This window comes from Agromyces flavus (assembly GCF_900104685.1).
In the GTDB taxonomy this organism is placed as follows: Bacteria; Actinomycetota; Actinomycetes; order Actinomycetales; family Microbacteriaceae; genus Agromyces; species Agromyces flavus.
Genome location: NZ_LT629755.1, coordinates 2,407,394 through 2,420,288 on the forward strand (window position 1 = coordinate 2,407,394; position 12,895 = coordinate 2,420,288).

Sequence of the window (12,895 nt, forward strand, 5' to 3'; positions counted from 1 at the left end):
CATTCCCGCCGCGACATGCCGGGCGTCGCGCGCGTGACATGCTTGACGCCGTGATTCACGGATTCGCGAAGCGCGCGTCAACTGCGCAGGTCGTCAGTAGGTTGATGGCGCTTCCCGTATGGACGCGCGTGGCGGCCGTCGCGGGCGCCGCGGTCATCGTCCTCGGCGGCGTGTCGATCCCGGTCGCCGCGGTCGCCGCCGGTGAGCGCGATCGGCAGCTGGCCCTCGAGATCGCGGTGCAGGAGGCGGCAGCCGCGAGGGACGCCGCAGCGAAGGCGGCGGAAGCGCTCGCCGAGGCGAAGGACGACGCGGCCCGACTCAACGCCGAATACGCCGGACTCACCGTCTCACTCGGTGCAGCAGTGCATCCGGATACCGCCGCCGCCTTCGAAGCCGCGCGCGTGAAGCTCGCCTTCGCCATCTCGGATGGGGAACTCGAGGAGTTGTCGGCGGCCGTCGCTGAGGTCACCGAAGCCTTCACGCAGCTCGCCGCCAGCGCCGACGGACAGGCTGAGGCGCTCATAAGTGCGAGCCCGCTCGCCGGGGCATCGCGAGACGCGCTCACCCAGGCCGTCGCCGAGCTCGCCACCGCCGACGACGTCGCCGCAGCGCTCGCGCTCGTGAAGAACGCCTCCGACGCCGTCGTCGCGGCTCAGAAGGCCGGCGTCGCCGCGGCCAAGGCCGCCGCGAAGCAGGAGGCGGCGGAGGCGGACGCGGACACGGGTGCCTGGGACGGCGGTGTTTCATCCGGCGGAGGCCCTTCCAGCGGGAGCGGCTGGGCCGGGCATCTGGAGGACCCCGGAATCATCGGGATGGAGCCGGGCCCGCGTGGGAGCTGCGGTGAGAACCCGACGGGCCAGGTCGTCACGCTTCCCTTCAGCTGGCAGGCCCGCGAGGGCAACACCGTCGCCATCTCCTACGCGTACACCGATGGTGATTACCGGGCGACGGGCGGCTTCATCCTCCTCGCGTCCGGCCTCGGATCATCCGGAACGGTCAGCATCCCGGTGACCTGCCCGGTCGGGCCCGGGCCGATCTCCTTGGTCACCGTCGAGGCCGTCGCGAGCAACTCGAACGGGTCGGCGGCGGCGTACTACTGGGGCCTCTGATGGTCACCGGCGTCAGCCCGGCGGGCATCGCGTTCGATCACGTCGCGACATCCGGCATACCCGTCGTGCTCATCCACGCGGGCATCGCCGACCGGCGGATGTGGAACCCGCAGTGGGCTCAGCTCAGCTCGGCAGGCCCGGCGCTCCGGCTCGACCTGCGTGGTTACGGCGACTCGACGATCGAGCCGGACGGCGCGTGGTCGCACGTCGCCGATGTGCTCGAGACGCTGCGCCACGTCGGCATCGACCGCTGCCACCTCGTCGGCGCGTCGTTCGGCGCCGGCGTCGCGGTCGAGGTCGCGCTGACGGCGCCCGAGCTCGTCGAGTCGATGCTGCTGTGCCCGCCCGGCGGGAGCCTGCTCGCGGAGCTGACCCCTGACCTCAAGGCCTTCTTCGACGCCGAGCGAGACGCCCTCGCCCGCGACGACCTCGATGCGGCGGTGGAGGCGAACATCGACGCCTGGGTGGTGGGGCCGCGCCGCAGCCCGAACGATCCCGGCCCGGAGCTCATCGCGGCGGTGCGGATCATGCAGCGGCGCGCGTTCGACGTGGCCGCTTCCTGGCGGTCGGACGCGCCCGAGACCGAGCTCGATCCGCCGGCGCTCGACCGGCTGACCGAGATCGCCGCTCGCACGCTCGTGATCACCGGCGGTCATGATCTCGACACGACGCACGACGCGGCCTCGCGAGTGGTCGCGGGCATCCCGGGCGCCCGACGCATCGACTGGCCGGATGTCGCGCACCTGCCTTCGCTCGAGAACCCTGAGGCCTTCCTCGACATCCTGCTGGACTGGACCGCACCGGATCCCGGCGTTCCCGCGGTCGATCGGACCGCGTTCAGCAGCTAGCGTGCCGGAGCGCGCGGTCGATAGCGCCACACCTGCGACTACGCGATCCCGCCCCCGTCGACGACGAGCGCCGACCCGGTGACGTAGCTCGACTCGTCGCTCGCAAGCCAGACGACCGCCGCGGCGATCTCTCGCGGCTCGCCCATGCGCCGCAGCGGGCGGTCGGCGGCCTCGGCCAGGAACGCGGCCGTGTCCTCGCCGAGCTGCTGCGCCTCGTCACGAAGCATGCCGGTGTTCACGTCGCCAGGGTTCACGGAGTTCACGCGGATGCCCTGCGGCCCGTGGTCGATGGCGAGCGCGCGCGTCATGTTGACGACCGCGCCCTTGGAGGCGCAGTACGAGATCGCCCGGCCTCCGCCCTTGAGGCCCCATCCGGAACCGGTGTTGACGATCGAGCCGCCGCCGGCGGCGGCCATGATCGGGACGACGTGCTTGCACATCAGGAAGATGGAACGGACGTTGACGCCGAACACGCGGTCCCACTCGTCGGCCGTCGTCTCGACGGCGGTCGTCCGGCGGATGATGCCGGCGTTGTTGAAGACGACGTTCACCCCGCCGAACTCGGCCACCGTCGTGGCGATCACGCGTTCGATGTCGGACTCGCTCGACACGTCGGCCTCGATGGCGATCGCGGCGAAGCCCGCGTCGCGGATCTCGGCGGCGACGGCCTCCGCGGCGCGGCCGTCCAGGTCCACGACGGCGACCTCCGCGCCCTCTGCTGCGAGGGCCATGGCGGTGGCACGGCCGATACCGCCCGCCCCTCCGGTGATGATGGCCTGCTTCTGCTCAAGCCGCATGGTCTGCTGCTCCTTCGTTCTCTGGTGCTTGGACTGGGTAGACGCTGGTGGTCGACGGCCCGGTGACGACGCGCACGAAGCCGGCGAGCCGGGCATCCACGCGGGCGTCGCCCGTGTCGACGAGAAGGGGACGCCCCTCGAGGTCGATCAGCTTCTGCTCCGGCGCGACCGCCAGCACGGGATCGTCGCCGATGGCGTCGAGCACGCGCGCCGAGAGCTGCTGGTTGCCGCGGCCAAGCAGGAAGCCCTGGCCGCCGATGATCGACACGATCGCCTGGGCGGGCCCGCTCCCGACCTGGTCGAGCAGCTCCTGCTCGGAGGCGCCCGCGACGACGACGCGGCCGTCGAGCACGACGTCGACGCCGAGCAGGGTCTTGTCGACGCCGAGCTCACGGGCCACCTCGGCCATCGTGCCGCCGGGACCGAGCAGGTACCTGACCCCTGGCTGCAAGCGCGAGACCGCCCCTCGCGCGGCGAGTCGCATGGCAGCCCGCTCGTCGGCCGGCGTCGCGGCCTTGCGCGCCTGCGTGCGCCCGGCCCGATAGGGCACCCGGATGGTGGCGTACAGTCGCGGCTCGACGCGCGCCCGGCGCAGCTGCGCCTCGTCGACGTCGAGCACCTCGCGATCCACGGTCGGGAGGCCGCCCTCGTCGATCCACGCGGCGGCGAGTGCTCCGGCGGCGCTGGGGCCGACCGCGAAGACCGGCGAGTACATCTTGACGCCGGCCGGGATGCCGAGCGCGACCGCCGACGACGGCAGGCCGGCCGCGACATCCCGCGCCGTGCCGTCGCCGCCGGCGAAGAGCACCAGCTCGACGCCCACATCGGCGAGCGCGCGAGCGGCGGCAGTCGTGTCGGTCGGGAACGTCGGCGATCGCGGATGCCACACGACGATGGCCTCCAGCCCCGCGGCGCGGACCGCGTCGGCTCCCATCGCGCCGGCGGCCGTCACGATCCGCTCATGACGGCGAGCGGATGCCACGACGGCGAGCGCGGCCGCGGCGCGTTCGGTCGCGCGGGGTCGCGCCCCGCGCTCGCCAGCCCGACGCTGCACGTCGCCCCCGTCGCTTCCGCCGAGCCCGGCCGGGCCGCCGACGCCCGCGACCGGGTTCACGATGAGTCCGATCACGTCACGCTCCGACGGCGTCCGGGTACTTGCGGCGATACGCCCGCCAGGTGACGGCCCAGCGCTCGGGGTCGTCGAGATCGTCGTGGTGCGTGTGGTGCACGGTCTGGCGGTGCGGGGCGGTGCGCACGACCTCCGGCGTCTCGCGCGCCTCGCGGGCGACTTCGGCAAGCACGTCGGCGTACTCGTCGAGCTCGGCCTTCGAGTACGACTCGGTCGGTTCGAGCGTGAACGGCTGCGGCACGACGTACGGATGGTGGCTCGTCCAATAGTGCATGCCGAAGTCGCTGGCTCGGATGCCGATCTCCTCAGACGTGACGCCGGTGTCCTCGAAGAGCTCCTGCCACGAATAGCGCACCTGCTCGATGCGTCGGCGGCCCGTCGCGTACGGCGCGGACGCACCGGGGATGTCGAGGATCCGCTTCATCAGGTAGTTGTTGTTCAGCACCGCGGTCTCGGCGACGGCCCGCAGACCGTCGGCGCCGAGCGCCATCATCCACGCGTAGGCGCGCACGATGTTCGGGACCACCCCATGGAACGGTCCGATGGCCCCGATCGACTGCGGCCCGGCCTCGCGCACCTCGAAGCGCTCGCCCTCGCGCACCACGCGGGGTCCGGGCAGGAACGGCGCGAGTGCGGCGCTCACGCCGTTCGCACCCGTGCCGGGTCCGCCCGAACCGTGCGGCGTGCCGAACGTCTTGTGCACGTTGAAGTGGCAGACGTCGAAGCCGGCATCTCGCGCGCGGGTGATGCCGAGGATGCCGTTCGCGTTGGCCTGGTCGTACGAGGCGAGCGCACCGACGGCGTGGGCCGCGTCGACCCACTCCTTGATGGCCGGGTTGTAGATGCCCGTGTCCTCGGGGTTGGTGACCATGATCGCCGCGGTGCGCGGCGACAGCGCCCGCTTGAGCGCCTCGAGATCGGGGTAGCCGTCGGCATCGGGGTGCAGCGTGATCACGTCGTACCCGGCCGCCTTCGCGGCGGCAGCGTTCGACGGGTGGCTGAAGATCGTCGTGACGACCTCGCGCCGCTGCTCGCCCTCGCCTTTCGCCTCGTGGTAGGCGCGGATCATCGCGATGTTCGCCCAAATCGCGGCGGAGCCGCCCTGCGTGTGCAGCGACACCTCGTCCATGCCCGAAATCTCGGCGAGCATCCGCTCGGTGCGCCAGATGATCTCGAGCGCGCCCTGGGCGTCGGCGGGGTCCTGCAGCGGATGCATCGCCGAGAGCTTCGGCGTCGCGATCAGCTGCTCGTTGACCTTCGGCGCGTACTTCATCGTGCACGTGCCCTGGCCCACGTCGACGTTCAGGTCGGCGCCGAGGTTCTCCTGCGAGAGCCGCAGGTAGTGCTTCAGCACGCGCATCTGCCCCATCTCGGGCAGGCCGGGCGCGGTCTTCCGGGCGAGCCCCTCGGGCAGCGCAGCGGTGACGTCGCCGACGACGTCGCGCACGCCGGGCTCGACCTGAGTGACCAGCACCCCGCGCTCGCCGGGCGTGGAGAGGGCGAAGATGAGCGGTTCGTCCCACCGCGCCTGGTGGAACCGGCGGTGGGCGGGCTTGGGTGCGATGGGCAGGCTCATGCGCGGTGCTCCTCGGATTCGGTGATGGGGTCGAGGGTGGATGCGGCCTCGGCGGCGGATGCCGCGACGAGCCCGGTGACGGCCGCGGCGAGCCGGTCGATGTCTCGCTGGGAGGTCATCTCGGTGACGCACACGACGAGCTCGTGCTCGCCGGCGGGGACGCCGGGTTCGATGCCGTCGGCGCGGAGTGCGGTGACGACGCCCGAGGCGGTCAGGCCGGCTCCCGAGACGTCGATCGCGAACTCGCGCAGGTGCACGGCCCGGTCGGTGAGGCGGATGCCGGGGATGGCGGCGAGCACGCGCTGCGCGTAGGCGGTGCGGGCGAGGAGCACCTCGCCGAGCTCCCGCATGCCCTGCGGCCCCATGAGCGCGAGGTGCACGCCGGCAGCGATGCCCCAGAGGGCGGCCGCCGTGCCGACCCACTCCTTCCCTTCCTCGCGGTGCGCGAACGAGGTGCGGTCGTACGCGACGTCGCCGAAGCCGATCTCACCGGGCACGTCGGTCGTCGCGAGCCCGAACAGGCGCGACGGCATCTCCATGACGAAGCGCGGGTCGTCGTGCACGGCGATGAACCCGCCGTGGGCGCCGCCGTACCACTGGTGCAGGCCGAGCGATTGAATGTCGCCGCAGACGATGTCGGCACCCTGCTCGGCCGGGGGCGTCAGCACGCCGTATCCGACCGGGTCGGTCCCGACGACGAGGATCGCGCCGACCGCGTGAGCGGCGTCGGCGAGCGCCTGCAGCCGGTGCTCGATCGCGCCGGTGCGGCTCGGCGTCTCGACCCAGACCGCGGCGACGTCGTCGCCGATCCGCTCGGCGATGGCAGCGACATCCGCCGTTCCGTCGACCGGGTCGACCAGCTCGAGGTCGAGGTTCACCCGCACGTAGTCACGGACCTTCGAGAGCTTCCCGGGCAGCACGTCGCTCGCGACGAGCACGCGGCGCCGGCCGGTCATGCGCCCGGCCATCGACAGGCCGGTCGCGGTCGCCTGGAACCCGTCGTAGGTGGGCACGTTCACGACGTCCATCGAGAGCAGTTCGCCCATGAGCGACTGGTACTGCCAGAGCGCCTGGAAGCGGCCGTGGTCCTCGTAGGGCTCGCCCGCGTACGCGGTGAGGAACTCGCTGCGGCCGATGACCTCGTCGACGACGGCGGGCACGTGGTGGTGGTAGGTGCCCTGGCCGAGGAAGCTCAGTCGCTCGGTCGTGGGCACGTTGGCAGCGAGCAGCCCGGAGACGTGGCGGACGAGGTCCTGCTCGGCGATGAGCGGTTCCGGCAGGTCGAGCGCACGACCGAGCCGGAGGTCGGCGGGCACGTCGGCGTAGAAGTCCTCGACGGATGCCGCGCCGACGGCGACGAGCATCTCGGCGCGCACCTCGGGCGCCGTGTTCGGAATGTACGGATGCACGAATGGTCGGTTCATGGGTGGTGCCTCACTCGGTGGTGTCGGACAGGGTGATGAACGGGGGCTTGCTCGCGCGCGGCGAGGCGAGCACGGCGACGCCGAGGGGCGGGAGCACGAGTCGCGCGGCGACGACCCCGTCGGCGAGCAGGTCGGTCGCGCCCTCGGGCACGTCGAGCGTGAGCTCGCGAGGGCCGTGATTGAGGACGAACGTGTAGTCGGTGCGGTCGTCGGCACGGGTGACGGCCTCGAGATGCGGGTCGGTGCGGTCGCGGGCGGGCAGCCCGGCGTGGGCGAGGGCGCGTCGCATGACGGCGACGAGCCCGTCGATTTCGAGCACCGCGCCGAGGTACCAGGCAGTGCCTGCGCCGTGCGAGCGGCGGGTGATCGCGGGTCGTCCATCGAGCACCCCACCGGCGAAGCCGGCGACGACGGATGCCTCGTGGCCGGCCTCGATCCACTCGGTCCACACCGGCGCGTCGTACCGGGCGCCGTCGAGGGCGATCCGCTCGACCGAGCCGTCGGCGACCGGCCACGGCTCGTCCACCTCGATGTCGAGGAGCGCGCGGAGCGGACCGGGGGCACCCCCGGGGTGGACCTTCTCGGTGGTGTCGACGACGCCCGAGAACGGACCGACGACGACCGTTCCGCCGCCGACGGCGTACGCCTCGAGCGCTGCGGCCTGCGCGGCATCCGTCACGTAGAGGTTGGGCACGACGACGAGGTCGTACCCCTCGAACGGGCCCGTCGCCCGCACGGTGTCGACCGGGTGACCGAGCGCGTGAAGGGCCGCGTGCCAGTCGCGGGTCTGCTGCAGCCAGCTCAGGCGCTGGGACGGGAGCGACTCGGTGGCGCTCGTGGCCCACCACGAATCCCAGTCGACGACGAGCGCGACTCTGCTGCGCACGCGCGTGCCGCGGACCGCCGCGAGACGCTGGAGCTCGCGCCCGAGGGCCGCCGTCTCTTGGAAGGAGCGTGATGACTCGCCGCGGTGCCCGAGCATCGCCGAGTGGAACTTCTCCTGGCCGTAGCGAGCCTGCCGCCACTGGAAGAACATGGCGCCGTCCGAACCGTGCGCGATCGCCTGCAGGCTGTCGACGCGCATCCGGCCGGGCGCCTTGGGCACGTTGACGTCGCGCCAGCTGACGGCGCTAGCGGCCTGCTCGAGCAGCAGCCACGGCTGACCACCCTTGAGCGAGCGCATCAGGCCGTAATTGAGCGCCGCGGGCACGTGAGCGTGCGGGTCGGCCGGGTCGGGATACGCGTCGTCGGTGACGAGGTCCTCGTGCTCGGCGAAGCGCCAGTAGTCGAGCTCGCGGAAGAGGCTCATGAAGTTCGTCGTGACCGGCAGTTCGGGCGTGACCTCGCGCAGCACGTCGACCTCGATGCGGAAGAGCTCGAGCAGCGCATCGGAGCCGAAGCGCTCGAAGTCGAGCAGCTGGGTCGGGTTGACGGGGCCGGTCGCGCGGCGGGGCGGCTCGATCTGCGTCCACGCCGTGTAGCGCTGGCCCCAGACGTTCACGCCCCACGCCTCGTTGAGCCCGTCGAGGTCGCCGTAGCGGGCCTCGAGCCAACGCCGGAAGTGCGCCGCCGACTCGGGGCACCAGCAGCGCGCGACGTGGTCGCCGTACTCATTGGAGATATGCCAGAGCGCGACCGCCGGGTGCTGCCCGTAGCGCTCGGCCATCGCCCGGGCCATCCGCCCGACGTGCTCGCGCCACACGGGCGAGCTCGGGCAGTACGCCTGGCGCGAGCCGAACTCGAGGCGACGACCGTCGGCATCCCACGGCAGCATCTCGGGGTGGGCGCGCACGAGCCAGGCGGGCGGCGTGGCCGTCGCGGTCGCGAGGTCGATGCGGATGCCGCCGGCCCAGAGCACCTCGATGACCCGGTCGAGCCACTCCCAGTCGTAGACGCCCGGGCTGGTCTCGAGCTGGGGCCATGAGAACACGGGCAGGCTCACGAGGTTCACGCCCGCTTCGCGCATGAGGCGCACGTCCTCGTGCCAGACCTCTTCGGGCCACTGGTCGGGGTTGTAGTCGCCGCCGAAGGCGAGGGCATCGAGGCGGATGCGGCGCGGTGTCGCGTCGGTCACGCGGGTCCTCTCGGTCGGATATCTGTACAGGTCGTTCTGCGCACTGTATTCTGTATACAGACACGCTATGGCGCAAGTCGCCGGGGGTCAAGCCCTAGGCTTACGGCGTCGGCCCGACCGGCTGGAGGATTGGATGGCGATCGAACGCAAGAACCTGCGTTCCCAAGTGCGCGACGAGCTGCTCGCCCGGATGCGGGCCGGGCAGGTCAGCCCGGGCGAGGGCATCAACGAGGTGCAGCTCGCCGCCGAGCTCGGCGTCAGCCGGACCCCCCTCCGCGAGGCGCTCATCGCACTCGAGAGCGAGGGGCAGATCACCAGCGAGAACGGGAAGGGCTTCCGGTTCGTCCCGCTCTCCGCGACGGAGTTCGAGGAACTCGCGCCGGTGATGGCCGCGCTCGAGTCCCTCGCGCTCGAGCTGAGCCCCCGCGACGAGCTGAGGTCGATCGGCCGCCGGCTCGAGGAACTGAGTGCCGACTTCCAGCAGGAGGTCGTCGAGCACGCCCTCGTCGTCACCAAGGACGACGAGTGGCACGCGATCATGCTCTCGGCCTGTCCGAACCGACGCCTGCTCGAGGTCATCGAGAGCACGCGCGGCGCCTTCCACCGGTACGAGTCGCTGCTCGTGCCCAACGACGTCATGATCGAGCGCGTCGCGGCCGAGCACGCCGAGATCGCCCGGCATCTCGCGAAGGGCGACGTGGCCGCGGCATCCGTCGCCCTCAAGGCGAACTGGATGAACGGCATGCGCCGCATCGTCGAGAACGCCTCGAGCGCGTACTTCAGCGCCTGACCGGCTCATCTCACCCCTTCACGGCTCCGCCGAGCAGCCCCGCCACGAACTGCCGCTGGAAGACCAGGAACAGCAGCATGAGCGGGAGCGTCGCGAGCAGCGACCCGAGCATGAGCCCCGAGTAATCGACGCGCGAAAGCCCGATCATCGTGTTGAGGGCCACGGGCACCGTGTAGTTCGACTCGGTGTTCAGCATGAGCAGCGGCCAGATGAACGCGTTCCATTGGCTGATGAACGTGTAGATGATCAGGGCCGCGACCTGCGGGCGTGCGACCGGCAGCACGATCCGGTAGAACGTGCGGAGCTCGTCGGCGCCGTCGATGCGGGCGGCCTCGACGAGCGAGACCGGGAAGTCCAGGAACGCCTGCCGCATGAGGAAGATGCCGAACGCGTTGGCGAGGAACGGCAGGATCACGGCCTGGTAGCTGTCGATCCATCCGGCGCTCGCCATCATCTGGAACAGCGGCACGAGCAGCACCTGCATCGGGATCATCATCGTCACGAGCACGACGCCGAGCAGCACGCCGCGGCCCCGGAACCGGTAGGTCGCGAGCCCGTAGCCGCACATGACGCTCACGATCGAGCTGAACACCGTGTAGATCACGGCGATGAGCGCGCTGTTCAGCATCACGCGGCCGAACTGCACCGACTCCTCGAGGCGGGCGAGGTTCGTCCACAGCTCGCCGCCCGGCAGCACCGGCAGGGGCGTGGCGAAGAGCTCGGACGTGGTGTGCGTCGAGGCCACGACCATCCAGGCGAACGGGAGCACCGAGACGGCGGCGGCCACGGCGAGCGCGAGGTAGACGGGCGAGCGGAGCAGCGCGCGGCGCAGGCGTGATCGCGGGGCGGCCGTTGGCCGCGGTGGCGCGGACGGGGCGAGCGCCGCTCGCGCGGTCGGACGGGTCGAGACGACGGTCATGGCTTCTCCCTCATGAGCCGGAACTGGACGAACGCGATGACGGCGGTGATCCCGACGAGCAGCCACGCGATCGCCGAGGCGTAGCCGAAGTCGAACTGCCGGAAGCCGACCTTGTAGAGGTAGAGCACCGGTGTGAGGGTCGCGTCGTTCGGGCCGCCCTCGGTGAGGATCCAGTTCTCGTCGAAGAGCTGGAGCGCGCCGATCGTCGAGGTCACCGTCGTGAAGATCAGGACGGGGCGCAGCTGCGGCAGCACGACCCTGGTGAACGTCTGCCATCGCCCGGCGCCGTCGATCCGCGCGGCCTCGTAGAGCTCGCCGGGGATGGACTGGAGTCCGGCGAGGATGATCACCATGTTGTAGCCCGTCCAGCGCCAGGTGATCGCCGCGATGAGCGCGACCCGGGCCCACCACTCGTTATTGAGCCAGTCGACCGGCGCGATGCCGACCAGGCCGATGAGCTGGTTGATCGCGCCGCCGTCGGTGGCGAGCATCACCCGGAACACGACCGCGTAGGCGACCAGTGTGGTGACCGCGGGAAGGAACACCAGCAGCCGGAATCCCCCCTTGAACCGCAGCCACGCCTGGTTCAGGAGGTAGGCGAGCCCCACCGCGAGGCCGATCATGAGCGGCACCTGGACCACGAGGATCAGGCCGGCGTTCAGCATGCTCTTGGCGACGAGCGGGTCCTCGAGCAGCCGGGCGTACTGGTCGAGGCCGACCCAGGTCGTGACCCCGCCGGATGTCGCGTGGAAGCTCTGCCAGAGCGAGGTCGCCAGCGGGTAGGCGAAGAAGACGACGAGCAGCAGCGCGGCCGGAAGCGCGAACCACGCCCCCGGGCGCTGGAGCCTGCGCCCCAGCGCCCGACGGCGTGTCGTCTCGGCCCCGCCTCGCCCGCGCAGCGCGAGGGAGGTGGCGGCCATGGCTACTCGGCGATCTCGCGGCCGGTCGCCGTGGCGATCTGCTCCGCGGCATCCTGCAGCACGGTCGCCGGGTCGGCGCCGTTCAGCACGGCGGCGACGACGGCGTTCGCCACGATGTCGCTCGCCTCGGCGTTGTCGGTCGTGAACGGGATGCTCGGGATCTGCGACGTCTGCTCGGCGAAGAGCTCATAGACCGGCTGGCCGCCGAAGTAGTCCTGTGGCGCCGAGAAGTACTCGTCGTCGAGCGCGGGCAGGTAGGAGGGGAACAGCCCCTCCTCGGCCATCATCGAGACCTGTCGGTCGGCGTCGGCGAGCGCGTACTCGATGAACGAGGCGGCCAGGTCGGGGTTCTCCGCCTGCGCCGGGATGGCGAGTCCGGAGCCGCCCGAGTTCGAGGTGCGCGCGCCGCCCTCCTCGAAGGCCGGCAGCTCGGTGACGCCGTAGGTCCCGGCCAGTTCGGGTGCGTCCCCGAGCAGTGTGCCGATCCACCAGACCGCCTCGGGCGTGACGGCGGAATCGCCGTTCTTCGCCGAGGTGACGCGGCCGTCCCATCCCTTCACGTTCTTCAGCAGCCCGCGCTCGTTCAACGTCTGCAGGAGGGTGAGGGCCTCGACCGCCTCGGGCGAGGAAACGGTGATGTCGCCGTTCTCGTCGAAGAGCCCCTGGCCCTGCTGCTGGAGCAGCATCTGGAACCCGGCACCCGTGGCGACGTCGAGCGAGAGCAGGGTGTGGCCGGTCTCGGCCTTGATCCGCTCGCCCGCCTCGACGAGGTCGCTCCACGTCTCGACGTCGGCGGGGTCGACCCCGGCCGCCTCGAAGTAGTCGGCGCGGTAGAACAGGGCGACCGTGCCCGAGTCCCACGGCACGACCTTCAGCGCGCCGTCGTCGTCGCTGTGCGCCGACCACTTGAACGGGTCGAACTCGGCCTCGTGCTCGGCGAAGACCGGCGTGAGGTCGACGAGCCCGGCCGGGAACTCGGCGATGTAGCCCGGCGCCCGATCGGTCTCGATGGTGACCACGTCGGGCAGACCGCTTCCCGCCTGCAGGCCGACGGACAGCTTGTCGTAGGCGTTGTCGTAGCCGACGTCGACGACGTCGATCGACGTGCCGGGGTGCTCGGCCTCGAACTCGTCGGCGAGGCGCGAGAGCGCGGTCGCCGCGACATCCCACGACCACACCGTGATCTCGCCGCTCGGCGTCGCGTCGGGGTCGAGCTCGACCGGTGCGGCCGCACCCGTGCCGCCCATCGCACAGCCCGAGAGCAGGGCGAGCGCGGCGACGGGGGCGAGCAGGCTGAGGCGTTTCATGG

The 12,895-nt window shown here is 71.4% G+C and carries 11 protein-coding genes; 3 read left to right on the forward strand and 8 right to left on the reverse strand.

The window, feature by feature from the left end; all coding sequences use genetic code 11:
- Positions 1-38: 38 nt before the first annotated feature.
- Positions 39-1,109: a hypothetical protein gene (locus BLT99_RS11435; protein ID WP_157674989.1), complete on the forward strand. Its 1,071-nt coding sequence runs from the start codon at positions 39-41 to the stop codon at positions 1,107-1,109.
- Complete coding sequence (locus BLT99_RS11440; protein WP_092672448.1) at positions 1,109-1,957, forward strand: alpha/beta fold hydrolase; 849 nt, start codon at positions 1,109-1,111, stop codon at positions 1,955-1,957. The genes BLT99_RS11435 and BLT99_RS11440 overlap by 1 nt, the downstream gene beginning before the upstream one ends.
- Before the next feature lie 38 nt (positions 1,958-1,995).
- Here the strand turns inward: BLT99_RS11440 and BLT99_RS11445 are convergent, their stop codons facing one another.
- From BLT99_RS11445 to BLT99_RS11465, 5 genes are read right to left on the reverse strand one after another with little or no spacing between them, the layout of a single operon-like run.
- Complete coding sequence (locus BLT99_RS11445; RefSeq protein ID WP_092672451.1) at positions 1,996-2,754, reverse strand: SDR family NAD(P)-dependent oxidoreductase; 759 nt, start codon at positions 2,752-2,754, stop codon at positions 1,996-1,998.
- Positions 2,744-3,883, reverse strand: a complete 1,140-nt coding sequence (locus tag BLT99_RS11450) for an ATP-NAD kinase family protein (RefSeq protein ID WP_197675494.1) — start codon at positions 3,881-3,883, stop codon at positions 2,744-2,746. Before BLT99_RS11450 ends, BLT99_RS11445 begins: the two co-directional genes overlap by 11 nt.
- 1 nt (position 3,884) lies before the next feature.
- Positions 3,885-5,459, reverse strand: a complete 1,575-nt coding sequence (gcvPB, locus tag BLT99_RS11455) for an aminomethyl-transferring glycine dehydrogenase subunit GcvPB (RefSeq protein WP_092672454.1) — start codon at positions 5,457-5,459, stop codon at positions 3,885-3,887.
- On the reverse strand, positions 5,456-6,883 hold the full coding sequence (gcvPA, locus tag BLT99_RS11460) for an aminomethyl-transferring glycine dehydrogenase subunit GcvPA (protein WP_092672457.1): 1,428 nt from the start codon (positions 6,881-6,883) through the stop codon (positions 5,456-5,458). The genes gcvPB and gcvPA overlap by 4 nt, the downstream gene beginning before the upstream one ends.
- 10 nt (positions 6,884-6,893) lie before the next feature.
- Positions 6,894-8,957: a beta-galactosidase gene (locus BLT99_RS11465; protein WP_229724348.1), complete on the reverse strand. Its 2,064-nt coding sequence runs from the start codon at positions 8,955-8,957 to the stop codon at positions 6,894-6,896.
- A 133-nt stretch (positions 8,958-9,090) separates the two neighbouring features.
- Between BLT99_RS11465 and BLT99_RS11470 the strand changes: the two genes are divergently transcribed.
- Positions 9,091-9,747: a GntR family transcriptional regulator gene (locus BLT99_RS11470; protein ID WP_092672460.1), complete on the forward strand. Its 657-nt coding sequence runs from the start codon at positions 9,091-9,093 to the stop codon at positions 9,745-9,747.
- Positions 9,748-9,757: 10 nt separating this feature from the next.
- Here the strand turns inward: BLT99_RS11470 and BLT99_RS11475 are convergent, their stop codons facing one another.
- From BLT99_RS11475 to BLT99_RS11485, 3 genes are read right to left on the reverse strand one after another with little or no spacing between them, the layout of a single operon-like run.
- The gene (locus tag BLT99_RS11475) at positions 9,758-10,666 is read right to left on the reverse strand and encodes a carbohydrate ABC transporter permease (protein WP_092672463.1); all 909 of its coding nucleotides are present in this window, start codon (positions 10,664-10,666) and stop codon (positions 9,758-9,760) included.
- Entirely contained in the window at positions 10,663-11,586 is a 924-nt protein-coding gene (locus BLT99_RS11480; RefSeq protein WP_092672466.1) for a carbohydrate ABC transporter permease, read from the reverse strand. The genes BLT99_RS11475 and BLT99_RS11480 overlap by 4 nt, the downstream gene beginning before the upstream one ends.
- 2 nt (positions 11,587-11,588) lie before the next feature.
- Positions 11,589-12,893: an ABC transporter substrate-binding protein gene (locus tag BLT99_RS11485; protein ID WP_092672469.1), complete on the reverse strand. Its 1,305-nt coding sequence runs from the start codon at positions 12,891-12,893 to the stop codon at positions 11,589-11,591.
- Between the last annotated feature and the right edge of the window lie 2 nt (positions 12,894-12,895).